This window comes from Clostridia bacterium (assembly GCA_017394805.1).
Taxonomy (GTDB): Bacteria; Bacillota; Clostridia; order Christensenellales; family CAG-1252; genus RUG14300.
In genome coordinates, this window is sequence record JAFPXC010000016.1 from 1 (window position 1) to 22,462 (window position 22,462).

Annotated in this window: 21 protein-coding genes, 1 tRNA gene and 1 other annotated feature; of the genes, 15 read left to right on the top strand and 7 right to left on the bottom strand. The window is 53.0% G+C overall.

Going from position 1 to position 22,462, the window contains the following annotated elements; translation table 11 throughout:
- The first annotated feature begins 315 nt into the window (after window positions 1-315).
- From II896_04415 to II896_04440, 6 genes are all read left to right on the top strand, one after another.
- Window positions 316-708: a transcriptional repressor gene (locus II896_04415; GenBank protein MBQ4443889.1), complete on the top strand. Its 393-nt coding sequence runs from the start codon at window positions 316-318 to the stop codon at window positions 706-708.
- A gap of 16 nt (window positions 709-724) precedes the next feature.
- Entirely contained in the window at window positions 725-1,018 is a 294-nt protein-coding gene (locus II896_04420) for a hypothetical protein (protein ID MBQ4443890.1), read from the top strand.
- Between the two features lie 127 nt (window positions 1,019-1,145).
- Window positions 1,146-2,144 carry a zinc ABC transporter substrate-binding protein gene (locus II896_04425; protein MBQ4443891.1) on the top strand — a complete coding sequence of 333 codons (999 nt, stop codon included), beginning with the start codon at window positions 1,146-1,148 and terminating at the stop codon, window positions 2,142-2,144.
- Between the two features lie 11 nt (window positions 2,145-2,155).
- Window positions 2,156-2,866: an ABC transporter ATP-binding protein gene (locus II896_04430; GenBank protein MBQ4443892.1), complete on the top strand. Its 711-nt coding sequence runs from the start codon at window positions 2,156-2,158 to the stop codon at window positions 2,864-2,866.
- A complete protein-coding gene (locus II896_04435) occupies window positions 2,859-3,719 on the top strand; it encodes a metal ABC transporter permease (GenBank protein ID MBQ4443893.1) in 861 nt (286 codons plus the stop codon). The genes II896_04430 and II896_04435 overlap by 8 nt, the downstream gene beginning before the upstream one ends.
- Before the next feature lie 10 nt (window positions 3,720-3,729).
- Window positions 3,730-4,245, top strand: a complete 516-nt coding sequence (locus tag II896_04440) for a hypothetical protein (GenBank protein ID MBQ4443894.1) — start codon at window positions 3,730-3,732, stop codon at window positions 4,243-4,245.
- Between the two features lie 136 nt (window positions 4,246-4,381).
- On the opposite strand, the gene II896_04445 is transcribed toward II896_04440, so the two are convergent.
- Both II896_04445 and II896_04450 read right to left on the bottom strand, forming a co-directional pair.
- Window positions 4,382-4,470: transfer RNA gene (locus II896_04445), tRNA-Ser, on the bottom strand.
- A 91-nt stretch (window positions 4,471-4,561) separates the two neighbouring features.
- Window positions 4,562-5,095 (bottom strand): hypothetical protein, encoded by a 534-nt coding sequence (locus II896_04450; protein ID MBQ4443895.1) that lies wholly within the window; start codon window positions 5,093-5,095, stop codon window positions 4,562-4,564.
- A 185-nt stretch (window positions 5,096-5,280) separates the two neighbouring features.
- Here II896_04450 and II896_04455 point away from each other — a divergent pair, with 185 nt between their 5' ends.
- A complete protein-coding gene (locus II896_04455) occupies window positions 5,281-6,078 on the top strand; it encodes a hypothetical protein (protein MBQ4443896.1) in 798 nt (265 codons plus the stop codon).
- A gap of 77 nt (window positions 6,079-6,155) precedes the next feature.
- Here II896_04455 and II896_04460 read toward each other — a convergent pair whose 3' ends face one another.
- The 4 genes from II896_04460 to II896_04475 all read right to left on the bottom strand — a co-directional run bounded on the left by II896_04460 (window position 6,156) and on the right by II896_04475 (window position 10,127).
- Window positions 6,156-7,871 carry a type IV secretory system conjugative DNA transfer family protein gene (locus II896_04460; GenBank protein ID MBQ4443897.1) on the bottom strand — a complete coding sequence of 572 codons (1,716 nt, stop codon included), beginning with the start codon at window positions 7,869-7,871 and terminating at the stop codon, window positions 6,156-6,158.
- A gap of 19 nt (window positions 7,872-7,890) precedes the next feature.
- Window positions 7,891-8,550, bottom strand: coding sequence for a hypothetical protein (locus II896_04465; GenBank protein ID MBQ4443898.1), 660 nt, complete (start codon window positions 8,548-8,550; stop codon window positions 7,891-7,893).
- A gap of 253 nt (window positions 8,551-8,803) precedes the next feature.
- Window positions 8,804-9,001 (bottom strand): ferredoxin thioredoxin reductase catalytic beta chain, encoded by a 198-nt coding sequence (locus II896_04470; protein MBQ4443899.1) that lies wholly within the window; start codon window positions 8,999-9,001, stop codon window positions 8,804-8,806.
- A gap of 7 nt (window positions 9,002-9,008) precedes the next feature.
- The gene (locus tag II896_04475) at window positions 9,009-10,127 is read right to left on the bottom strand and encodes a cation transporter (protein ID MBQ4443900.1); all 1,119 of its coding nucleotides are present in this window, start codon (window positions 10,125-10,127) and stop codon (window positions 9,009-9,011) included.
- A gap of 260 nt (window positions 10,128-10,387) precedes the next feature.
- Here II896_04475 and II896_04480 point away from each other — a divergent pair, with 260 nt between their 5' ends.
- From II896_04480 to guaA, 3 genes are all read left to right on the top strand, one after another.
- The gene (locus II896_04480) at window positions 10,388-11,662 is read left to right on the top strand and encodes an adenylosuccinate synthase (protein ID MBQ4443901.1); all 1,275 of its coding nucleotides are present in this window, start codon (window positions 10,388-10,390) and stop codon (window positions 11,660-11,662) included.
- 6 nt (window positions 11,663-11,668) lie between these two features.
- Window positions 11,669-13,087 (top strand): adenylosuccinate lyase, encoded by a 1,419-nt coding sequence (locus II896_04485; GenBank protein MBQ4443902.1) that lies wholly within the window; start codon window positions 11,669-11,671, stop codon window positions 13,085-13,087.
- 76 nt (window positions 13,088-13,163) lie between these two features.
- The gene (guaA, locus tag II896_04490; GenBank protein ID MBQ4443903.1) at window positions 13,164-14,711 is read left to right on the top strand and encodes a glutamine-hydrolyzing GMP synthase; all 1,548 of its coding nucleotides are present in this window, start codon (window positions 13,164-13,166) and stop codon (window positions 14,709-14,711) included.
- 701 nt (window positions 14,712-15,412) lie between these two features.
- Here guaA and II896_04495 read toward each other — a convergent pair.
- Window positions 15,413-16,786, bottom strand: coding sequence for a TrpB-like pyridoxal phosphate-dependent enzyme (locus II896_04495; GenBank protein ID MBQ4443904.1), 1,374 nt, complete (start codon window positions 16,784-16,786; stop codon window positions 15,413-15,415).
- 177 nt (window positions 16,787-16,963) lie between these two features.
- Window positions 16,964-17,181: a binding site (T-box leader), on the bottom strand.
- Window positions 17,182-17,497: 316 nt separating this feature from the next.
- On the opposite strand from II896_04495, the gene II896_04500 reads away from it, so the two are divergent.
- From II896_04500 to II896_04520, 5 genes are all read left to right on the top strand, one after another.
- On the top strand, window positions 17,498-18,337 hold the full coding sequence (locus tag II896_04500; protein ID MBQ4443905.1) for a hypothetical protein: 840 nt from the start codon (window positions 17,498-17,500) through the stop codon (window positions 18,335-18,337).
- A 21-nt stretch (window positions 18,338-18,358) separates the two neighbouring features.
- Window positions 18,359-19,087: a VWA domain-containing protein gene (locus tag II896_04505; protein MBQ4443906.1), complete on the top strand. Its 729-nt coding sequence runs from the start codon at window positions 18,359-18,361 to the stop codon at window positions 19,085-19,087.
- A gap of 161 nt (window positions 19,088-19,248) precedes the next feature.
- Window positions 19,249-20,115: a VWA domain-containing protein gene (locus II896_04510; protein ID MBQ4443907.1), complete on the top strand. Its 867-nt coding sequence runs from the start codon at window positions 19,249-19,251 to the stop codon at window positions 20,113-20,115.
- Window positions 20,116-20,133: 18 nt separating this feature from the next.
- Window positions 20,134-20,817 (top strand): VWA domain-containing protein, encoded by a 684-nt coding sequence (locus tag II896_04515; protein ID MBQ4443908.1) that lies wholly within the window; start codon window positions 20,134-20,136, stop codon window positions 20,815-20,817.
- 21 nt (window positions 20,818-20,838) lie between these two features.
- Window positions 20,839-22,461: a hypothetical protein gene (locus tag II896_04520; protein ID MBQ4443909.1), complete on the top strand. Its 1,623-nt coding sequence runs from the start codon at window positions 20,839-20,841 to the stop codon at window positions 22,459-22,461.
- The last annotated feature ends 1 nt before the right edge of the window (window position 22,462 follow it).

The window sequence follows — 22,462 nt, forward strand, 5'->3', positions numbered from 1 at the left end:
CACAAGTTTGGAAGAATATATAGCCCTTGTTGAAGATTGGATAGAGTTTTACAATACAAAACGCATAAAAAACAGGAAGAGAACTTAATCCCTTCCTGTTAAGCGTTTTTTTATTGAGTGTCCCAAATGGGGTTCACTTCACGTAGCCTCCTTTTTGTGGCGGAAGCAGAGAGAGTTTGTGCGAACACAGATTTTTATTGTAGGCAGTCTTTTTGCATACGCATTTTGCCGTTATAATACAAAAAAGTCTTGACAAAATCCTTTTCAATTGCTATAATAATTTGCAAATAAGTTGCAAATTGGGGCGGAGGAGTTATGCAGAATTACAATACACAACAAAGACAAATTCTTCTTGATTTTTTTGCCCGACATATAGATCAGAGCGTTTCCACGGTAGAAGTAATAAACGAGTTAAGAGAACGTCAAATCAGCGAAAGTGCTATTTACCGCAATTTGCTTTTACTTGAAAAAGAAGGAAAACTACGCAGAACAAGCAAAATCGGAGATCGCAAAACGTACTATCAGTATATAGACAACGACGAATGCAAAGGACAGATCCATATTTCCTGTATAAAGTGCGGCAAGACGACTCATATTTCCCCGAATGTGAGCAAGCGCCTTGCAAAAAACTTAAAGGATGAAGATAATTTTATAATTGATAACGATGAAACCGTAATATACGGCTTATGTAAAAAATGCGGAGGCTGAAAGGAGATAAACCGAGATGACAACGAGAAAGAAAGCGGCAATTGCATTAACAATTTTATTTGTTTTTGTTATGCTTTTTTCTCATATTTTCGTTATTGCGGAAGCGGACCACGAATGTTCGGGCGAAGACTGCCCGATTTGTGAGATAATCGCTATCGTTTCGGACACGATTAAAGGTTTGTCTCTGATCGGTTCGGCTGTCGTAATCTGCGCCGCGCTTGTTTTCGGGATTGTAAAATCATTATACGTTAACAATGAAGCGCAATCCGTTTCTTCTCTTATAACGTTAAAAGTCAAACTTTCGAATTGATTTTAAAAGTCAAAAAGCAAGGGAGTAATCTATCTTTTTTAAGATAGATGTTTTTGTGTGTTTTGGGCAATATGCAGTCCCCTTGCCATTTTTATGCCCTTTTATTATCATTTCGGAGGTTTTTATTATGAAAAAAATAATTGTAATGTTTATTGTGCTATGCACTCTTATTTCCGGAATCGGCGTTTTGTCGGCTTGCTCCGGTTCTCAAAAAAACAGTGAAAAAATTAAAATCGTAACGACCGTATTTTCGGAGTACGATTGGACGATGAACGTACTCGGCGACCAAATAGACAATGCCGAAGTTGCGCTTTTATTAGATAGCGGCGCTGATCTTCACAGTTACCAACCCACAGTTGCAGATATAGCGAAAATTGCCACTTGCGATTTGTTTATTTACGTCGGCGGCGAATCCGACGAATGGGTCGACGACGCATTGAAAAATGCAACGAACCCAAACATGATCGTCATCAATCTCCTTGAAACCCTCGGAGACAAGGCGAAAGAAGAAGAGATCGTCGAAGGTATGGAAGGCGAAGAACACGATCACGATGAAGGGGAAGAACATGACGACGAGGAGGAAGAAACGGAATATGACGAACACGTTTGGCTTTCTCTCAAAAATGCAGTGATTTTTGTCAACGAGATTGCTTCCGCACTCGGCAAAATCGACAAAGATAACGCTTCCGCATATGAAAGCAATGCCAAGGATTATAGCGGCAAATTGTCGGCGTTGGATAATCAATATGAGCAGGCAGTTGCAGCCGCAACGACAAAAACGTTATTGTTCGGCGACAGATTCCCTTTCCGTTATCTTGTTGACGACTATGAGATTTCATATTACGCCGCTTTCGTAGGTTGCTCCGCCGAAACGGAAGCAAGTTTTGAAACCATAGTTTTCCTTGCAGGCAAAGTTGACGAACTCGGACTTACCGCTATTTTGAAAATAGAGAGTTCCGATGGTAGTATTGCGCAAACGATTAAAGAAAATACTACCGCCAAAAATCAAAAGATTTTGACTATGGATTCATTGCAATCCGCAACGAAAAAAGAGTACGCCGCAGGCAGAACGTATCTGAAAGTAATGCAAGATAACCTTGCGGTTTTGACCGAAGCGCTCGGATAAGGAGAATCATTATGGCTCAACTCTCGTGCAAAAACCTTTGTATCGGATATGACAACAGCGTTGTCATCGGCAATCTGAATTTTGAAATAGAAACGGGGGATTATCTCGCTATCGTCGGAGAAAACGGCGCCGGTAAATCAACGCTTATCAAAACCTTGCTTGGGCTTATAAAACCGATATCGGGTGAAATAAACACGGGAGACGGGCTAAAAAAGAACGAGATAGGCTACCTCCCGCAACAGACCGTTGTGCAAAGAGATTTCCCCGCATCGGTTTGGGAGGTAGTTCTATCGGGTTGTTTATCGGGAATGGGATTAAGACCGTTTTATAACAAAAAAGAAAAGGAACTTGCCCGTCTTAATCTTGAAAGAATGGGACTGAAAGGATTTGAAAAACGCTCTTACAGAGAACTCTCGGGCGGACAACAACAGCGAGTCTTACTTGCACGTGCATTATGCGCTACAAGGAAAATCTTGCTGTTAGACGAGCCCGTTGCAGGACTTGATCCGAAAGTTACGGGCGAAATGTATGAACTTATCGAAAATCTTAATAAAGAAGGCACAACCATTATTATGATTTCACACGATATTCACGCCGCTGTCGAATATGCAAATAAAATCCTTCATATCGGTAGCAGTTCGTTTTTCGGAACAAAAGACGATTACGTTTCAAGCGAGATCGGAAAACGGTTTATTCATATAGGAGACAAGGACAATGGCTGATATGTTTGAAAAATTGCAATTATATTTCGGATTTCCGTTTGTTCGCTATGCGCTCATAGTCGGTGTTTTGATCGCCCTTTGTTCTTCGCTTCTCGGCGTAACGCTCGTTCTCAAACGTTTTTCGTTTATCGGGGACGGACTTTCTCACGTTGCATTCGGCGCAATGGCTGTTGCGGCTGTTGTCGGGCTGACAAATGAAATGCTCATCGTTATGCCCGTAACAATCGTTTGCGCCGTGCTACTTTTGAAATCGGGGCAAAACGCAAAAATCAAAGGCGACGCTTCCGTAGCGATGATCTCGGTAGGCGCGCTTGCCGTTGGTTATCTTCTAATGAATTTGTTTCCTACTTCGTCGAACATTTCAGCGGACGTATGCACGACGCTGTTCGGATCGACTTCTATCCTGACGCTTTCTCAAACGGAAGTGTGGTTGTGCTTTGCGTTATCCGTTGTCGTCGTTTTGGTCTTTGTGTTCTTTTATAATAAAATATTTGCCGTTACGTTCGATGAAAACTTTGCGAACGCCACGGGAACGAAGGCTAACGTTTATAATCTTGTAATCGCAATTATTATTGCCGTGGTCATCGTTCTTGCGATGAATCTCGTAGGGTCGCTTTTGATATCGGCTTTGATAATATTCCCCGCGCTTTCGGCGATGCGGATATTTAAGAACTTTAAGGCGGTAACGATATGCTCTGCTGTAATTTCCGTTGCTTGCGCGCTGCTCGGGATATTGGCGTCTATTGTTTGGGGAACACCGGTAGGTCCGACAATCGTCGTTGCGGATATAGCGGTATTTTTGGTGTGCTGGTGTGTCGGTTCATTATCAAGATTTGCCGATAAAGTGAAATAAGGAGTTAAATATGAAAAAAACGCTATTTTTAGTATTACTGTGCAGTCTTTTGTTATTATGCTCTTGCGGAGAAAACACCGGGAAAATCGTTGCTCCCGAAAAAACGGATAATCCAAGTATTGGTCAAGGGGATAACATTCAAGAACAATCGACAAACACGGACATTCCGACAATAAAATATGATACTATCGACGTGGACTTGTCCGTTATGAGCGGGACAATCGCTTATTCGCAAGTTTACGATATGCTGTATAACCCTTCAAGATATGAAGGTAAAATCGTGAAAATGCAAGGACCATTTTCCGCTTTTTACAGTAACGAGACAAAACTTTATTATCCTGCCGTCATCATAAAAGACGCGACGGCTTGCTGCTCACAAGGAATCGAGTTTGTTTTATACGGCAATCCTGATTACCCGTTCGGATATCCCGAAGCAGGCAGCACAATCACCATTGTCGGTGAATTTGAAATCTATTACGAAGGATCCGATCGTTTTTGTCATCTGATAAACGCAGTAATAGTATGAAACGGAAATCCGAGCAAACGATTGCTCGGATTTCCGTTTCTTTTCGTATTCATCGGTTTATCCTTACACCGAAATAGTCGTTAAAAAAGAATAATACGAACTTCGAATTGTTTTCGATGTTCGTATTATTTCCGTCTGGCGGAAGCAGAGGGATTCGAACCCCCGTGGGCTTGCGCCCAAACGGTTTTCAAGACCGCCTCGTTATGACCACTTCGATATGCTTCCGCGTGGGGTCGGTATTATTGTAGCGCAAAAGCGCGGCGGTGGCAAGTATATTTGACGATTTGTGAATATTATTTGCGTCGAGCGGTGGCGTTTATGGGGTGCGTTTGGCGCGGTTTGCCCGTATACGTAAGCAGATAATCGCGACCAAAAGCCCCACGACGAGTAGGGCGACGGCGGCTATGGCGAGAGTAAAAGGCACCTCTACGAAGGTGACGCGTAGGGGCGTTTGCTCGGCCACGCAGTATATCCAATGGCCGAAGATGACGGCGGTCGCCAGACACAGCAAGTCGCACGTGGCGGCTACGAGGTCGGCGATACGCCGATTGCCCGCAGGCGAAAAGAGTTTGAGGGGTTTGGTGCGGTAGGCGCCGAACGCCACGAGGTTGAAGATCGCGAGCAGCAGCCACTCGGCGATGACGGGGTGCAGAAAGGCGATGCGCTTGTCGCCGAAGAGGTCGAAATAGCCGTTTTGGGCGAAGTGATACCCCACCGTGTCGGGCATATCGTTCAAAGCGATGAGGGCGTATATAAGCCCGCCCAACGCCGCGCCGAAACAAAGCGCCGTGAATACGGCGTGTACGATGCGGTAGGCGGTATATCGTGCGTTGGCGTCGCGGACAGTCATACGCATAGTATATCACACTCTGCGGCAACGTTCAAGTCTTTTCGGCGGCGTCCCAACCCCGCGCGAACCCGCTTCGGCCACTTCGCCCCGCCGCCTTGACAGGCAAACGGATTATGGCTATAATACAACTATCGGTGCGCTTTGATTGCACGTTATGCTTCGAATACAAGGGAAGAGGTGACGCTATGAAAAAGACTTTTAATACGGACGTAGCCCTATTGTCGGTCACGACGACGGAATTCAACGCGGTATTGCACTTTCACAATTGGAAAGCAAAGACTTTCCCCCACGACGAGCAAATATACGACGTCGCCACCTTCGAGCGTGACGGCAAGACCTACTCGTTGGTGCACGCCAAAATCGCCGAAATGGGCATGACGGCGGCGGCCGCCACGGCGATGAAAATCATTTATACCTTCCGCCCCCGCTATCTCATCATGGTGGGCATCGCCGCAGGTATCGCCAAATCCGATATAGAAGAGCAAATGTACGGAGACGTCATATTGCCCGACGTCGTGTGGAATTACGCCGCCGGCAAGTTCGTCAGTCCCGAAAAGGCCAAGATCGTGTATGGCAATTTGGGCTTTTTGCCCCGTTCCACGTCTGAGGCCATTCCCGAGGAGATTGTACCCTATTTGCAGGCGGCCGTATCCTCGCCCGAAAACCCCTGCCACGCCTATATCGGCCCTATGGCTTGCGGCAGTACCGTGGTCGCCAGCCGCGAGTTGTTGGAAAAACAAATTTATTCGCAATACCACACCACGGCGGGGCTGGATATGGAATCGTATGCGGTGGTCTACGCGGCCAATCACGCCAGCGATCCCAGGCCCACGCCCCTCATCGTCAAGAGCGTATGCGACTTCGCCGACAGCAAGAAGTCGGACGATTATCAGCGCTTTGCCGCCTATTCGAGTTGCGAATTTGCCAAATTCCTGTACGAAAAAATACTACCGATGGAAGATTCCGTGGACGACGATTTTTAGTCGCTTCCGTTCTCGTATGCGGAAACGTAAAAAAGGCACCGAGCGTTCTGTGCCTTTGTTTTTTTGCGGGTTTGGTCTTAGAAGAAGTCCCAATGCCCTTTGGGCTTGTCGTCCGAATTTTCTTCCGCATTGACGACCGCCTCGATGTCGTAGAAGGTGGCGCGGATATCCACGTTGATATACTTGGACGACACTTGGGGCACGGCGTTGCCGTGGGCGAACTCGGGATAGCGGAAGTTGGGATCCAACTGCGTGCGCAGTTGCTTGTTGCCGTTCTCGCCGAAGAGGCGCACGTAGGCTTGGCCGAGGTGCAGCATAGCGAGGTCGGACACGCGCACCACGGGCACGTTGGCGGGTTGCACGGACATATGGATATCGCCCGTGTTGGACACCGAGTAGGACGTCGCCGTGCCGATGGTCTGCCCGAAGGATTCGGCCGCTTCCTTGAGGGTTTGGCTGTCGTTGGAGCCGCAGAAGATGAGCTTGGAGTTGCCCGCGATGTTGATACGCGTCTCTTTTGTGTACAGCGAGTCCAACTGTTGGTAGCTTTGCACGCCCAAGTGGAACCAAACGCGGCGCGAACGCATAGTGGTGATCCAGTTGCCGATATTGGACACGGTCATACCGCTCGTCGCAAATTCGTCCCACAGTACGTGGAAGTCGTATTGCGGATTCTCGTCGCCCTTGTGTTGCAGTTCGGCCATCAGCTGGCGCAAGAACAGATTGCACACCATGTGCGTAGCCTCGTTGGTGTTGTCCACGATGAGGAAGATGGCGGTGGGCTTGTCCAGGTTGTTGACCACGTCCTCGATGCAGATATCGTTGCCGCAGGTGAGCAGGTTGCAGGAGTGGTTGACCACGCGGTTGAGGTGGTTGATGGTGCACATCAAAAAGCTGTCGCGCGTGATTTTGGCCTTGGACGCCACGTAGTTTTCCAAGCGGCGCACGGGCGAATTGCGGTCGTGCAGTTGCACGTAGTCGGTCAGGGTTTCGCAGTCCTCTTGGCGCGAATTGATGACGTTGACCATGTTGTACAGCGAGTATTTTTCCTCGGTCATGCCGCGCGAGGGCACCAGGCTGTCTTCGAGCATCGCCAAAAGGGTGAGCGTGGTGATTTCACGCGAGCCGTAATCCCACGAGGGGTCGCGCACGGTGGGCGGGATGGGGATCATGGTCTCCACGATGAGGGGGATGAGGCTGTTGTAGAAGTCCACTTCCTTGTTGATGAAGGCGTTGACGTCGATGAGCCAGGATTGCTTATCCTCGCCGTAGTCCTTCCCGCGGAAGGTGTAGGGCGCGTCGATTTGCTCCGAGAGTTGTTTTTTTGCGTCCTCGGCGCGGTGGAACGAGCGCCACACCAACCCCAAGGGGTTGTACTTGTCCGAACTGTACGGACGGCTGCCGTCCAGCACGATCACCTTGTAGCCTTGCCGTTTGAGCATCTCGGCTTTTTCGCGGTAGATTTCGTGTTTGCTGTCCATGATGAGCATAGAGGGCTTGTCCGTGCTCTTGGCCAAGAAATCCACTTGGGGCATATAGAAAGATTGCGTTTTGCCCGAGCCGGTAGAGCCGACCAGCAAGGTGTGCGAGGGGGGTGCCACCAAGTAGGTGCGGACGCCGTCGCGGACGTAGTTGGCCACGGCGATGCCGCCTTGGGTATCATAGGGCTTGTCGAAGTCCACGCGGCGCAAGCATTCGTCCTCGGAGTCCACCGTCAGCAAGGTCTGCGCTTCGTGGAAGTCGCGGTTGAGTTCTTTGGTTGCTTCATATACTTCGTTGTGGAAGTCTTGCATGGTGTACCTCCTTTGGGCGTTAGAACCCGATCTTGTTCTTGCCGTAGCCGGTCGACGCGGTGCATTGATAGCCCTGTTTTTGCAGGTCATGCATACGCGCGGCGGCCTCGTCGGGCAAGTAGTCCAACACGCCCTCTTCGTAGAGCGAGTTGAGTTCGGACAAGAGTCTTGCTTCGTCCTCGGTTTTGCCGAGCTTTCGCGTCAGCCCCAAGGCCAGCCACAAAGCCGACAGATTGCCGTTTTTGCTAAGGCGCACGAATTTGGTATAGGCCTCTTCCTCGTGATTGGTGGCGCACAGGAAGCAGGCCACCTCGAATTGCGCGTCGTCTCTCGCCGCGCCGTCGTCCGCGCCGTGTACGTACACCAGCCAGCCGCTCTTGTCGTAGTAGGGGAGTTGGGTGCGTTGATGGGCTTCCAGCACTTCGGCGCGCGCTTTGAGCACGGCGCCGGCCTCTTCCGAGTGGCGAATGCCGACCAAAAGCAGCAAAGCGTTGCGCACTTCTTGCAGATTGACGTATTGGGTTTGCTGGGCTGCCGTCACCTTGTATTTCTCCTCAGCGGACAAAAACATGGCGTAGGCAACGGTTTCGATCAAGGCGTTGCGGCCGCGTTCGGTGTAGAAGCGCGATGCGGTCACTTGCTCGATGAGTTTGATTGCTTCGTAAACGTTTTGTTTCATAATTTCCTCCTTGCCCGCTTGGGTTATTGTATTTGCGGTTGCAGAGATTGGCGTGGGGCGCGTCGGCGTCCCCCTCGAAAAGCAAAAGCGATACTTTTCCCCTTATCCGCCGAATGACCTCGTCAATCTCGGCAACTATCGCATAGTACATATAGGCGGCGCGGCTCGTCTTCGCAACGGCAAAAGACGAAAAAATGCAAAAATTTGCACAAGAATCGTGCTCGGGGCGGGGCAGATGGACGGGATTAACGGTTTATTTGGATTTATAGTACAAAAGACAATGGCAAAACCCTTCGTATTCGGGGTCTTTGATCTGGTCGCGGAACTCCTTGCACATGCATTTTGTGTCCTCGGTGCGTTCGCGGCGGCAGGGACAGTAGCCGCCCGTAGCGGCGAGCCCTTCCTGCACGGTCTTGACAATTTCTTTATCGGGATTGAAGGTTACTTTCATAGGTTCCTCAGGATACGGTGTAGTCGCGGTCCACGATGACGATGACGCGGTAGTCGGGCAGTATGCCCTCTATGGCTTCCTTGACTTCGTTCACGATACGGTCGCAATCGGGCTCGTCGAAGTCGATGATGATATCCACGCTGACGGTACGGTTTACTTCGTCGATGAAGAAGCCGTGCGTTTGCAGTATGGAGGCAAATTTCGCCGTAATCGCGTATACCTTTTCGCGCATTTCGCGGGCGAAGGGCGTTTCGCTGTGTTCGGCGTACACGCCGACGGTGATGACGGTGTGGTACTTTTCGTAGCACATATAGGCGATTTCTCTCTCCATTTGCTGTATTCCTCGTGCCGTCATATTGTCCGCCACTTCCACGTGCACGCCCGCCACGTTGCGGTCCACGCCGTAGTTGTTGATGATGAGGTCGTACACGCCCTTGACGGCGGGGTGCCGGGCGATATCGGCGGTCATATTCTTCACCAATTCGGCGTCCGCGCGCTCGCCGATGATCTTGGATACCGACTTGCGGAAGACGTCTATCGCGGATTTCAATATAAACAAACCGATGGCGATACCGATATAGCCCTCGAGGTGCACGCCCGCGCCGTACGAAACCCCCGCGCCGACCAAGGTGCCCGCGGACAATACGCTATCCCACAACGCGTCCGTGCCGCTTGCCCGTAGCACGTCGCTGTTTACCTTCTTCCCTTGGTAGCGGAAGAACAGTCCCAACGCCACCTTGACCGCGGTCGCTATGCCGATGACGACGAACGCGTACGCGTCGTAGGTAGGCTCGCTGCCTTCCACGAGGTCGCGCACCGAACTGTATATCGCCGAAAAGCCCGCGATGAAGATGAGGATGCCGATGATGGACGCGGTGACGAATTCCATTCTGCCGTGGCCGAACGGGTGTTTTTTGTCGGGGCGTTTGCCGCTTATCCGCGTGCCGATCATGGTGACGATGGACGACATGGCGTCAGTCAGGTTGTTGAAGCCGTCCGCCACGATACTCACCGAGCGCGCCAAAAGCCCCACGGTGATTTTGCCTGCCACCAATAGGACGTTGGCGCCTATGCCGACGCCGCTCACGCCGAGTATTCGTTTGTCGCGGTCAATGACTTTTTCCATACTCATATTGTAGTCTTTCGTCACAGACCTTGTCAACGTTTTGGGGCATTTTGCCCGGTCGCCCACTCAAAGTATAAGCAATCTTCGGGCTTTTCATTCCTCGCCATAAGGCCGACTTATAGCACGGCATAAGGAAACGGTCATACAAAAACGCGTGCGCGTATTGCAAATCCGCCGTGGTGTGGTATAATAGTTGAGTGCGGTGCAAAACATCCGTCCGTTCCTTGCCGCACGCGGGGCGGACGCATCGAAGGAGAATTATGGCTAATTGTGCAATCGTAGGGATTAATTGGGGCGACGAAGGCAAAGGTCGCATGGTGGATCTGCTCACCGAGCATTACGACGTGGTCGTGCGCTTTCAGGGCGGCGGCAACGCGGGGCATACGGTCATCAACGAATATGGCAAATTCGCCTTGCATTTGTTGCCCTCGGGCGTATTCCGCAAAGGCGTCGTCAACATCCTCGGCAACGGCGTTGCTCTGGACCCCCAAAATCTTCTTACCGAGATACGCGAAACGCAGTCTAAGGGCGTGGCTTTGACGCCCGACAATCTCAAAATCAGCGACCGCGCCTCCCTGTTGCTCCCCTGGCATCGTATGCAGGACGAGTTGGAGGAGAAGCGTCTCGCCGACAAGAAGTACGGCTCCACCAAGCAGGGCATCGCGCCCTTCTACGCCGACAAATACCAAAAGAAGACGGTGTTGGCGGGCGAGCTTTTCTATCCCGACGCCCTGCGCGCGCACTTGCGCGACTTGTTGGAGTGGAAGAATCTCACTATCGAAAAGGTGTACGGCGCGGAGCCGTACACGATGGATATGCTCGAGGCGTGGCTTCGCGACTATTGCGAGCCCATCAAGGCCTACGTCACCGATACGGGTGCCTTTCTCAAAGAGGCGCAGGCGGCGGGCAAGCAGATATTGTTCGAGGCGCAGCTCGGCTCTTTGCGCGACCTGGACTTCGGCATCGTGCCCTACACCACCTCGTCCAACACGTTGGCGGCCTACGCGCCCATCGGTTCGGGGTTCCCCTCGGCCAAGATAGACAAAGTCGTGGGCGTAGTCAAGGCCTATTCCACCTGCGTGGGCGAAGGGCCCTTCGTGTGCGAGATGTTCGGCGCGGAGGCGGACGCTTTGCGCGAGGCGGGCTTCGAGTACGGTGCCAAGACGGGCAGACCCCGCCGAGTGGGCCCCGTGGACGTGGTGGCCACGCGCTACGGCGTAGAGGTGCAGGGCGCCACCGAGATCGCGCTCACCAAGTTGGACGTATTGAGTTATATGGACAAGATTCCCGTATGCGCGGCGTACAAGGTCGCGGGTAAGCGCGTGGACTATTTCCCCTTCCCCACCTTGCTCAAAGAGGCCGAGCCCATTGTGGAGTATATGGACGGGTGGAAGACGGACATTTCGGGCGTGCGCAGTTGGGACGAGTTGCCCCAAGCGGCCAAGGACTACGTCCTCTATGTGGAGAAAGCGATCGGCTGTCCCATCACCTATGTGTCCGTAGGCCCCGAGCGCGACAGCATCGTGGTGCGCTGATTGCCTATGACGACGGACGTATATCAATCCCCCTTGTCGGGGCGTTACGCAGGGCAGGAAATGCGCGAGTTATTCTCGGCCGACAGGCGCTATTCGACGTGGCGCAGGCTGTGGCTTTCTTTGGCCAAGGCCGAGCGGGCGTTGGGCTTGCCCATCACCGAGGCGCAAGTGGCGGCGCTCGAGGCGCATTTGACGGACATAGACTACGACTTGGTGGCGGCGAGAGAAAAAGAGGTTCGTCACGACGTGATGGCGCACGTCTACGCCTATGGCGTAGCCGCGCCCGAGGCGGCGGGCGTCATTCATTTGGGCGCCACCAGTTGCTACGTCACCGACAATACCGACCTCGTGCTGTACCGCGAGGGACTGTCGTTGTTGCGCAAGGGTTTGGTGGACGTCATCGCCTTGCTCTCGCGCTTTGCCGACCGCTACAAGGATCTGCCCACTTTGGGCTACACGCACTACCAACCCGCCCAGCTCACCACCGTGGGCAAACGCGCGACTTTGTGGATACAGGATTTCGTCTCGGATTTGGATGAGTTGGACTTTGTGACGGCTAATCTCAGGTTTTTGGGCTGTCGCGGCACCACGGGCACCGAGGCCAGTTTTTTGGATTTGTTCGACGGGGACGGCGCCAAGATCGACGAGATGAACAGGCTGATCGCCGCCGACTTCGGGTTCGCCAAAACCTACGACGTATGCGGCCAAACCTATCCGCGCAAGGCGGACAGCCGCATTTTGGGCGTGCTGTCGTCCATCGCGCAGTCGGCCTATCACATGGCCAACGACGTGCGCCTGTTGCAGCACGACAGGCAGGTAGAGGAGCCGTTCGAGAAGAGTCAGATCGGCTCGTCGGCCATGGCCTACAAACGCAACCCCATGCGGTGCGAGCGCATTTGCTCGTTGTCGCGCTATATTATGACGGACGCGCTCAACGCGCCCCTCACCGCTTCCGTGCAATGGATGGAGCGCACTTTGGACGATTCGGCCAACCGCCGCATCGCTTTGCCCGAGGCCTTTTTGGCGGCCGACGCCGTATTGCGGTTGGTGGCCAACGTGTCGGACGGCTTGGTGGTCAACGAGGCGGTCATTGCCAAGGCGGTGGAGACCTATTTGCCCTTTATCGCCACCGAAAACCTCATGATGGAGGCCGTCAAGAAGGGCGGCGACCGTCAAGCGATACACGAGATCATTCGCGTAGCGTCCATGGGTGCCACGGCCAAGATGAAAGCGGGCGAGGCCTGCGATCTCGTCGAGCGTTTGGCGGCCGAGCCTACGTTCGGCCTCACCGCCGAGGAGATTAAGGCCAAACTTTGCCCCGCCGATTATACGGGGCGTTCGGCCGAGCAGGTGACGGCTTTCCTCGCCGCCATCGCGCCCATCACCGAGGGCGTCACCCCCAAAAAGACGGATATACAAGTATAGTCAGGCGGCGCTTCGGCGCCGCTTTGTCATCAAAAACCCCATGACGTAGGCGCCTATTCGCGCCAAAAGAGGTAATATGGATCATCAACGCATTCTCATTCTCAACTTCGGCGGTCAGTACGATCAACTCATTGCGCGCAGGGTGCGCGAGGCGGGCGTATACAGCGAGGTACACCCGCATACGATGGATATAGCGGCCATTCGGGCGTTCGATCCCATCGGCATCATCTTCACGGGCGGGCCGCAAAGCGTCTACCGAGAGGGGTCTCCCCACCCCGCCGAGGGCGTGTTCGAGCTCGGCATTCCCGTTTTGGGCATTTGCTACGGCTGCCAACTCATCGCCCATCACTTGGGCGGCAAAGTCACCGAGGCCGCCTCGGACGACAGCCGCGAGTACGGCAAGACCGTCACCTATTTCGACACCCAATGCGTACTGTTCAAAGGGTTGCCCGCCGAGAGCGTCACTTGGATGAGCCACGGCGACTATATGGCCGAGGTACCCGCGGGCTTCGCGTTGGTGGCCCACAGCGACAAGTGCCCCAACGTGGCCGTCGCCGACGTGCGTCGCCGCTTCTTCGGCGTGCAGTTCCACCCCGAGGTCAACCACACCGAGTACGGGCGGCAGATGATTCGCAACTTCCTCTACGAGGTATGCGGCGCCGTGGGCGATTGGAGTATGCAGAGTTACGCCAAGACCGCCGTCGCCGCCATTCGCCAAAAGGTGGGCGAGGGCAAGGTGCTGTTGGCCTTGTCGGGCGGCGTGGACAGTTCGGTCGCGGCCGCCTTGTTCGCCGAGGCGGTGGGCAATCGGTTGACCTGCGTTTTCGTAGATCACGGCCTTATGCGCATGTGGGAGGGGCGCGAGGTCCGCGCGGCCTTCGCCAAGTGGGACATCAACTTCCTGTCCATCGACGCCGAGGATCGCTTCCTCGTGGCGTTGGCGGGCGTGGACGATCCCGAGACCAAGCGCAAGATCATCGGCGAGCAATTCGTGCGCGTGTTCGAGGAGGTCGGCAAGCGGATCGGCAGCGTGGACTACCTCGCGCAGGGCACCATCTATCCCGACGTCATCGAGTCCGGGCAGTCCAACGGCAACGCCGACGTCATTAAGAGCCACCACAACGTGGGCGGTCTTCCCGCGCACGTGGAGTTTAAGGAGATCATCGAGCCTTTGCGCCGCTTGTTCAAGGACGAAGTGCGCGCGTTGGGGCGCGAGCTAGGGTTGCCCGAGTATCTGGTCAGCCGTCAGCCTTTCCCCGGGCCGGGGTTGGCCATTCGCATCATCGGCGACGTCACCAAGGCCAAGTTGGATATGCTCCGACAAGCCGACTTCATCTTCCGCGAGGAGATAGACCGCGCGGGGCTTACGCAGTCGATGAGCCAATACTTCGCCGTCCTTACCAATATGCGTTCGGTGGGCGTGATGGGCGACGGCCGCAGTTACGACTACGCCATCGCCTTGCGTTCGGTCACCACCGACGACTTTATGACGGCCGATTGGACGCGCATTCCCTACGAGGTGTTGGACCGTGCTTCCGTCCGCATCGTCAACGAAGTTCCGCACGTCAATCGCGTGCTGTATGATATTACGTCGAAGCCCCCCGCCACCGTCGAATTCGAGTGATAGAGCACATACTTGCGCGATTGAACGGGCTATGCACTCAAAGGGCGCATCACGTACACAGAGTACGCTGGATGTGCCCTTTTTCGCTCGCATACCCATTCACTCATCACAATTATGCGCTCTATCCCTCGAATTTGAATAATGAAAGCGAAACGGAGCGATTGCGGACGATCTTCGCGGCTTCGCTCGCGTCACGTACAAGGAGTACGTTAGGCACTCGTCTCTTCCGCTTGAAGACGCCCTCACTCATCTCCGTTTCATCTCTCATTATTCGAATTGAAACGAATGCAAAAATCTCGTCGATTTGAAGCACTTGCGCTCTCGCATACCCATTCACTCATCACAATTATGCGCTCTATCCCTCGAATTGAACTACAAAACCTTTATGCTTATAATATAAACGTGCAGTGCGCTCGTGGACGCATACCGTGTACACGGAGTACACTGGGTATACTTCCCCTCGTTTGCACACCCTCTCATTCATCTCTTTTACGCAAAAATCCCGTCGAAATGAAGTCCTTTTTCGCTTGTACTTGAACAGTTTAAGCGCTATATGGTATCAAAAAAGCACCGACGTACCGGGGGTATTCGGTGCTTTTTCCCACAACCCATTCGCTTGCGAATGGATTTCACCTGACGAAGTCAGATTTCTCCCGCCGTAGGCGGATTTCTCCCACGCGAAGCGTGGATTTCTCCCTTTTCTACTCGACTTTCGGCAATCCCGCGCGGCCTTTCGCCAAATCCTCGTCGGTGGGAATGTAGTCGCTCATTTCGCCGTCGTTGAACTTTTGATAGGCGACCATATCGAAGTAACCCGTGCCGGTGAGACCGAAGACGATGGTCTTGGCTTCGCCCGTTTCCTTGCACTTCATCGCCTCGTCGATGGCCACTCGGATGGCGTGCGAACTTTCGGGCGCGGGCAAGATGCCTTCCACTCTGGCGAATTGCTCGGCCGCCTTGAACACTTCGGTCTGTTCGACCGCGCGCGCTTCCATCAAGCCTTGGTCGTACAATTCGGACAAGGTGGTGGTCATGCCGTGGTAACGTAGGCCGCCCGCGTGGTTGGCGGAGGGAATAAAGGACGAGCCCAAGGTGTACATCTTGGCCAAGGGGCACACCTTGCCCGTGTCACAGAAGTCGTAGGCGTACACGCCGCGCGTAAAGGAAGGACAGCTGGCGGGTTCCACGGCGATGATGCGGTAGTCGGCTTTGCCTTGCAGTTTCTCCGCCATAAAGGGCGCGATGAGGCCGCCCAAATTGCTGCCGCCGCCCGCGCAACCGATGATCATATCGGGCACGATGCCGTATTTATCCAAGGCCGTCTTGGTCTCCAACCCGATGACGGATTGGTGCAGCAGCACTTGGTTCAGGACGCTGCCCAGCACGTAGCGGTATCCCTCGGTGCCCACGGCCACTTCCACGGCCTCGGATATGGCGCAACCCAGCGAGCCCGTCGTGCCGGGGAACTCTTGCAGTATCTTGCGGCCGATATTGGTCGTATTGGAGGGGGAGGGCGTCACGTTGGCGCCGTAGGTGCGCATCACTTCACGGCGGAAGGGTTTTTGCTCGTAGCTCACCTTCACCATGAAGACCTTGCAGTCCAGCCCGAAGTAACTACACGCCATACTCAAAGCGGTGCCCCATTGTCCCGCGCCCGTCTCGGTGGTGACTCCTTTCAGCCCTTGCTTCTTGGCGTAGTAGGCTTGGGCGATGGCCGAGTTCAACTTGTGCGAACCCGAAGTATTGTTGCCCTCGAACTTATAGTAGATTTTGGCGGGCGTGCCCAACGCTTTTTCCAAGCAGTAGGCGCGCACCAAAGGAGCGGGGCGGTACATCTTGTAGAAGTCGCGTATTTCTTGCGGAATGTCGATGTAGGGCGTGGTCTCGTCCAGTTCCTGCTTCACCAATTCCTCGCAGAAGACCGCCGACAATTCCTCGGCCGTCATGGGTTTCAGCGTGCCCGGGTTGAGCAAAGGCGCGGGCTTTTTGGCCATAAACGCCCGTAGGTTCAGCCATTGTTGGGGTATATCCTTTTCTTCTAGATAGATTTTATACGGTATTTCGTTGTTCATAATTCGTTCTCCTTTTCGTTTCGTCGGTTGGGCGCCGTTGTCGGCTGCCGTCTTTCGGTTGAGGTTGGGTTGCTACGCCTCGGCGTCCTCGCCGCAGGCCGTGGCTTTTCGCCATCGAAACACGCTTTCTTCGTTTTTCATCGTACACCTCCTACAAAAAAGCCCCAAAGAGCCTTTGCCCTTTGGGACGATAATGCTACCGCGGTGCCACCCAAATTGACCTCTATGGTCCACTTATTGCGGTTCTTTCACGGAAACCACCCGTCGATTGCTACTGACCTTGCGGCGTTCGTTCGCCCTCGGAAGCCCATTCGACCCCGTGTATTGACCGCAATCCCACCGCCTGCGGCTCTCTTGCAACATTGACGAAGCCTACTATTCTTCCTCATCGGTTTATAGTTCGATTATACCAACATTCCAAAACCCAAGTCAAACGAAAAACGGGGGTGCGGCAACATTTTTCAAAAATCCCTCCGCCCCGCAGAAACCGCCGAATGGCGTGAGAACCTGCGCTTTGGGCGGCGCATCCGTTGCGTTCGCGTTGGACGACGACGGCAGTTCGCGGCCCCGGTCGTTTTCGGTTTCCGAAACGGGCGAATGTTTGCTCGAATCGCTCACTTTTATATAAATGCGTATTGACGAAAATCGTTTTTTATGCTATTATAACAAGTGGACGCACAAGCGCGTCGCAACGATTACGAAGGGAAAGGAAGCATGATTCAGCGCACTATTCATTTCACGCCGCAGCAATACAAGAATTTCCAAGCGAGAGCGGGGCGTGTTTTCGTTGCGCGGTGCTCGTTCGCTCAGGTGCAGGCCGAGGTTCGCCGCGCCTCTACGATTGCGGAGCTTGAGCACATTGCCCTTCGGTACGATATGTGCGACCATTGCGATTTCAAGGCGTTTCACCCCGAATTTGCGCGTGCGCTGGTGGAGGCGATGGCTTCCGTTTTATATCGTTATCCGCGGCTTCGCGCCAAAATGAGCTTCGTCGGCAGCAAGGACGGGCTCATTTTCGTATTGCAGAAGTTGGCCGTTTTGGATGCCTACTACGTTCGGCGTTTTGCGTTGAACGACGTGTGTTCGGACAAAGACTTGGAGTATATGGCCAGTTCCGGCCTCATCATGATAGACAACACCACCTACGAGCGCATTCCCGGCGCAGGCAACGTCCTCGCACAGGCGCTTACCTTGCATGGACTTTTGGACGCCATGCTGTTGGACGAGGAGGACTTTGGCTTGTTCGGCTACGCCCGCACCAAGCGGGACTTGGCGGACGGCTCCCAGCCCAAAGGGTGCACCGCGCCCATCTCCATATTCTATCACGAAGTCGGGCATTTGCTGGACTATCTATGCGGCGTCAACTCCGATCCGACTTTCCGCCGCTATTACGAGGGGTTCAGCAAGGACCAAATCAAAAGGGGCGTCTCCGAGTACGCGGCGACCAACGCCTGCGAGTTTTTCGCCGAGGCGTTTGCCGAATATATGTGCAGTCCCAGTCCCAGACCGATAGCTCGCTACGTAGGCGAGTATATTCAAAGGAAATACAAATAAAATCTTAAGGAGGATTTTACTATGGATAGCAACACCCCACAAACCAATAGAAACGTAGACATCGTTTTTTGTCTCGACGGCACCGGCAGTATGTCGCCTTGCCTCGATATGGTGAAGCAAAATGCTCAAAAATTCTATCAGGACCTTTTGGAAAAATTGACTTTGGAGTACAATTCCAGCGTTGACGATATTTGCATCAAAGTCATTGTCTTCCGCGATTATTTGGATGACGGCGATCATGCTATGATTGAGAGCGAGTGGTTCGATATGACCGCCGGGGACACGGACAAATACGAGGCGTTTCTCAAAGGCATCGTGGCCGAAGGCGGCGGTGTGTCTTTGGAAGAGAACGGATTGGAGGCGCTCTATTATGCTATGGCGACCGACTGGAATGCCAGAAATCCCAAAGACCGTCAGGTAATCGTGTTGTTTACGGACGCGGATGCGTTGGATTTGATGGATGCCCAACGCAAGGGGTTGCCTAACTATCCCCAAAACATGGTGGATCGCGATGGCCTCGTGTCCATGTGGGAATGCATTTTGCCTCCGTTTATGGCACAGGGAGACCTCAAATTGCAAAAGAAATGTAAGCGTTTGGTGATGTATGCTCCTGCCGGCACCAAATATGAGGATTTGGCGAAAGACCTCAATCGCAGTCAATTCATTCCCGTCGATCTTTCCGCCGGTTTGGGCGATTTGAACTTCGATGATGTAATCAGAATTATTGCATCGTCGATTTCTTCGGTCTGATGGTCTCTGTTGTCGGGCGATGTAACTTCGGTTGCATTGCCCGCTTTTGTTTCCAATACCCCTTATGGGAGTAATGCCGAATGATTTCAAAAGATATCGTTCGAGGTATTTGCCCAATTTATGCGGGCTGATAATTTTGTATTATCTTACGGAGGAAAAAGATGGAAGATAAAAAGTATGTAAAAGTATATTGTAAAAAGGCCAATAAATACGGTCTGGTTACTATCGAGAAGAGCAATGGCTATGACAAAATCACCAATTTCTATGAGATAGACGACGCCACGGCTGCCGAAATTAAGACCTCGTTCGAGGGCAATTTGCCCGAGGTGTCTATGTACCTTAAACCCAATGCCGTAGATGGTACGCGCACGCCCCGTAGTATGGACAAGTCGCGCCAATGCCCCGTAAAGAAAGGCGAACTGTGGTATCAATGCATCTATTGCTCGGCTTTGGAAATCAGCAATACGACAGCCGCTTCTGCTTGCGAGATCTATTTCCTTATGGACGAGTCAGGCAGTATGGAGCACCGTGACCGCAAGGAAGGTGCTGCGGCCGTGTCCAAATTGGTGCAATCGCTATCGGGCGCAGGCAACGTGTACAGTTTTGTCGCTTGGGGTTCGGACGCGGGCTACGTGTTTCAGAACTCCACAAATGCCGTCGAAATCAATCGTGCTTCCCAATTGTACGTGGATGGCCTCACGGGGCATAGCGGTTCGACGGATGCCGCCGAGGCATTCCGTTATATTGCGTCGGATGTGGCTCGTGCCCAAAAGCCCGTGCGTATTATTTTTGTAACGGACGGCTACTTCGACGACGAAAACGAGGCGGTTCGCGAACGCGATAGATTACTTGCCTCCAACCGCAACGTGGAGATTTTGGCCATAGGCATTACCGGTGCCAGCCAGTCTTCTCTTAGTCGAATCGGCACCGTGCCCGCCTTCTCCAAGGTGGTGGGCGGTAGTTCCGCATTGACCAGCACGTTCGAACAGATTGCCGAGACGCTCAAAAAGAATGGCAACAATTTTTAGGAGGTTACTATGTCCAATATGCCGATAACAGAGAGAAAAATAGATATCGTTATGTGCATCGACGCCACCAGCAGTATGGGGCCGTGCATCGACAATGTGCGCAATCACGCCAAATCCTTCTATCGGGAAGTGGTCAACAAGATGCAGACGGAGTATGCCAGCACGGTTACCGAATTGCGCATTCAGGTTATTACGTTCCGTGATTTGGAGTGCGACGTGGATGCCATCCAACAAAGTGAATTCTTCGAGTTGCCCTCCGATACCGACCTCTTCGAGCGCTATCTCAACAGTATTACACCCCGTGGCGGCGGTGACTACAAGGAGAGCGGTTTGGAGGCCTTGTATAAGGCCATGACTACCCGCTGGACTGCTCGGGGCGCCAAGGACCGTCAGGTCATATTGCTTTTTACGGATGCGGATGCCATCGGGTTTGATGAGAAGCGCAATCGTACGGGCTATCCCAATGAATGCGACGAATCCACGTTCCTTATGACGTGGAATTGCCAGCGCGGCAATCTCAATACTTTGACCGACCGTAGCAAGCGCTTGCTGATGTATGCGCCCGATAATACGAAGTATTCGGAGATTGTTCGATATATGAAACGTAGCATACACAGGAGCGTTGTGCCGCAAAACGGTATGGCGGACGTCGGGTTTGACGACATCATTAAGATGCTGTGTGCAAGTGCCAGTTCCAACTAAGCAACAACGAGGTATTCAACAATGCAATATCATAAGAAATATGAAATAGAGCCGTCTTTTATCAAGGACGGCGCTGCGAATTGGCATACAACGGGCAACGGCGAGTTTATCTTGTGTACGCATAGGGGGAATCGCTACTTTGTCAAGCGTTTTGCTTTCGGTCCTCGGTATCCCTCCAAGAGTCTGCCTGCGCCCGTATACGCGCAGTATATGGCGGAGGCCGGTCGACTGGAAAACAAGCAAAAAGAAATCAATACGCGTTTTAAGAAGCAAGGATTTTCGTTCGACAAAGATCACATTGTTATAGAGGAAGACAACTTTTGGGACGATGATACCAATATGTTCGTCACCGTCACGCGCTTCGTGCCCAACGGCTTGCCCGACGACAACGATTTCAGTACGTTGAGCCAAGCGGACTTTATGGCGCTTTGTATGGATATGGCAGAGTTGATTCGCAAGGCGCACGCGGCGGGTGTAACGCACGGCGACCTCAAGGAGAAGAACTTCTTTTTCTCCCAACAGGGTGGGAAAACCGTGCCCTATCTTATCGACTTTGATTTGTCCTATCCCAGCGATTACGGCGTCAAACCGCTTGCGGACGGCACGTCCTATTTCGCCGAAGGCGCTCCTTTTTCCGCGGGTTACGAGAGCCCCGAGTTGTATATCTACAACAAGCAATACGACGACGATCCCGATTTGATGGATCCCAAAACCATTACGGACAAGACCGACGTCTTTACGTTGGGCATCGTGTTCCACAAGATGTGGACGCGCCAGTTCCCCATGTCGGGCGGTTCGGCGGGTTCTTTCGGTCAAGCCGTTTACGAGGACAGTCCCGTGGTGATCGATCCCAAGTTCAACTTCGAAATCGGTCCCGCCAACGGCAACAAGTTTTCTATGTTGTTACAATGGATGTTTCTCAAGGATTCGACCAAGCGTCCCACGGCCGACCAAGTGTTGGACGTCCTGCGGGACAAGTTGGACGTGACGGACTTTTTCGAGGTGCCCGGCGCCCCGCAAATATTCGAAACAGAACCGCACGACGTACACAAGAATGCCATTACGCTCCTCACCAAGGATGAACTCAAGGCAAAAGATGTCAAGGTATTCCAAAAGGTGACGCGCGGCGGTCAATATCTCTATCAAGTCAAGTTGAAAGACGGCACCGATTTGGTGCTTGACGTCAACCAATTGGTTGAAAAGGGCTATGCCACCGCCAAGAATTCCTCTTTGGATGAGTTGTGGGAAGCCGACGCCGAGAAATACGAATATGTCTCCGCGGACGAAATCGCCAAGTTGGGCGTTACGTCCATTGAGCGCCGAGCGGTGTTATATCGCAAGTTCTATTGTATTTCCTATCGCTCCGGCACCACAAGGACGGGGAGTGGGGGTGATTTATTCCGCGAAGGCATCGTCAAGAAAAAAGTCGTCCCCGTAGCTGCCGTTGCGTCTTCGGACGCCCCGTGGCCCGAGCATGGCATACAATACGACGCCGAAGCCATGGGACGGCGCAAAGTCACCAAGGTGGAGCGCGTTATGGATGGCGGCGATCACAAATATCGCATCACTATGACCAACGCGGACGGCACCATCGAACGCGTCGTAGACGCCAAATTTATGAAAATGATGGGCTATATTAAATAGC